Origin of the sequence: Bacillus sp. SIMBA_074, assembly GCF_046534555.1 — a bacterium.
GTDB lineage: Bacteria > Bacillota > Bacilli > Bacillales > Bacillaceae_G > Bacillus_A > Bacillus_A mycoides.
This window is the reverse complement of sequence record NZ_JAWRYM010000680.1, coordinates 1-264: the sequence shown is the minus strand read 5'-3', so window position 1 is coordinate 264 and position 264 is coordinate 1. Positions and strand designations below refer to the sequence as shown.

Genomic DNA, 264 nt, shown 5'->3' with positions numbered 1-264 from the left:
AATAAGTAGCGCTCCGCCTCTACTGGACTCTCGAAACACTCCTCAAGATTCGAGCCTGAATACACGTTCCAAAGCTGATCTTCCCTTTCAAGTGAAAGCTCTTGCTTTTCACGGCCAATCCATGTTCCTTCCAACCTAGCGAACTCGTTTTCCTCTTCTTCGATTTCAACAGGAGGTTCAGAAAGATATTCGAATACACTGGTGATGCACGTGAATTTACACCAAACGCTGTAAACACTATGCGGTCAAGATTAGAGCAAGAAG

At 44.7% G+C, this 264-nt stretch carries 1 pseudogene; it reads left to right on the top strand.

Annotation, left to right across the window (positions count from 1 at the left end):
* Positions 1–182 precede the first annotated feature (182 nt).
* A pseudogene (locus SB773_RS32495) lies at positions 183–264 on the top strand (DUF3238 domain-containing protein); the annotation flags it as partial.